General features: G+C 68.1%; 2 protein-coding genes. Both read right to left on the reverse strand.

The window, feature by feature from the left end; translation table 11 throughout:
* Positions 1-852, reverse strand: an 852-nt coding sequence (locus ACYQ1K_RS27830) for a DUF222 domain-containing protein (protein ID WP_459986877.1), incomplete at its 3' end; no start/stop codon positions are given.
* A gap of 434 nt (positions 853-1286) precedes the next feature.
* The gene (locus ACYQ1K_RS27835) at positions 1287-1505 is read right to left on the reverse strand and encodes an acyl-CoA carboxylase subunit epsilon (protein WP_459986878.1); all 219 of its coding nucleotides are present in this window, start codon (positions 1503-1505) and stop codon (positions 1287-1289) included.
* Between the last annotated feature and the right edge of the window lie 292 nt (positions 1506-1797).

Raw genomic sequence — 1797 nt, forward strand, 5'->3', positions numbered from 1 at the left:
ACCGGTCTGGGGCAGGTCCTTCCTCCCGATCCGGTCGATCAGCTCCACGAATGCTTGGCCGCGGCGTTCCTCGGCGGTGTAGGGCCGCCCGGTCTCGGGATCCTCGAATCCGATCGGGTCGGGCCGGTTGGGGTTGAGCAGGGCTTGCAGCATCCGCTCCAGCTTGATCCCGCTGAGCAGCGGGAGCTTGAACCGTCCCTGACTGGCGGCGGTGGTCTGGTCGTGGCCCAGGGTGAAGCACGCCTGCCGGGCGGCCTTCTCTTCGGCGCGGGCCAGCTGTTCGGCCAGGCGTTCCTCGGCGCCGTCGGGGTCGATGACCTCCTCCACATGCGCCGCCAGGCGGCGGAGCGCGGCGGTGTCGTGGAGGTGGGCCTCCCCAGCCAAGAACTCCTCAGCCTGTGCTTTCATCGCCGCATCGACCTCGTCGGGCAGGGCGTCGACGGCCTCGGTGATCACGACCGCCGAGGCGGCCGGGAACCCACCCGCCGCGAGTGCTCCCCGGGTCACCTGATGGGCCTCCAACGCCTTCGCGAGCCTGACCTGGCGTTTCGCCTCCCCGGGGGCCAGCCGGACCTGCACCCGCAGCCAGGCCGGCAGGCTCACCGCCCCCTCGTGGGAGGCCAGATCGTTGAGGTCAGCCTGGGCCACCAACCGCAACGTCAACGCCTGCAACCGCGCCTGGACGGCGTAAGCCTCGCGCAGCGACTCGGCCAGCTCGCTCGGGCTCAACGCCCAGACGGTGTCAGTACCGACCCCGTCCAACACCTCACCCAACCGGCCGGTGAACCGGTGCACCTGATGCGACCGCGTCACAGCAGGCCGGCGAGGCGGCTCAACAGCAGGAGAGGTCATCAGGGCTCCACGGACAGCAGACGGACAAGTCAGCAGATCGACGTGGAGGGAGGCCGCCCTACGAGCGAGCAACCGAAGATCTAGATGTATTCAAACATATGTTCGAGATGATGGCAAGGGTAGAAATGTGGAGGCCTCGGCGAGGCGTCCGTCGGCGGCTGCCGATGTGCGGAGCGCGCGACGATGGTCCGACGCCTCCGACTGGCTACCTCTCTCCATCTGACAAAGCGGATGTCGACTGCGGGCCAAGGCAGCTGATTCGCGAGGACCGCGAGCCGACGCCACAGCAGGCGTTGGGAGGTCAGCGGGCAGTGCGTCGTTGGCGGCAAATGCACAGGACGCGTAGCTCCGGTCATCGATGTCACTTGCGTGGCGACGTCGGCGTCTGCCGTCGGCGTACTCGAGCGGCTCCTCCGAGTGCGGCCACGTGTTCTTCAGCGTGGCAGTCCGCTGGCCCGCCAGGCGCCACTTCCGTGCGGCGGCGTGCCGCGCACACGCCGAGCTGGGTTGGCCCATTCAGAATGCCGCGGGGCGGGTGAAGGCTCGCCGCCACCGAGGGAGGCGAACACGGCGACGATGGCCGCGATCTCTTCGGCAGTGGCATCAGCGTTGACGATCTTGAGGACCGGCTGTGCCGTCGCGGGCTCTGTCATGGCTCAGTTCGCCTGTCGTCTCGATCGGTCCGATGGTGAGCGGTCCCAGGTGATCGGGCCCGGCATGCCGAACAGTCCGACATTCCCGCGTAGATCCCGTTGAGCCATCTCAGGTCGCCGCCGTGGTCCAGCGGTCATTTGCGTCTGTTCGGCGGGGTCTGGACGGTCATCTGGGTCTGTTCGGCGGGGTCTGGACGGGCATCTGGGTCTGCTCGGCGGGTGGTGGTGTGGTGGTTAGAGGGGGATGTTGCCGTGTTTCTTGGGGGGCAGGGTTTCGCGTTTGGTGGCCAGC

This window comes from Nocardioides sp. AN3 (genome assembly GCF_054653495.1).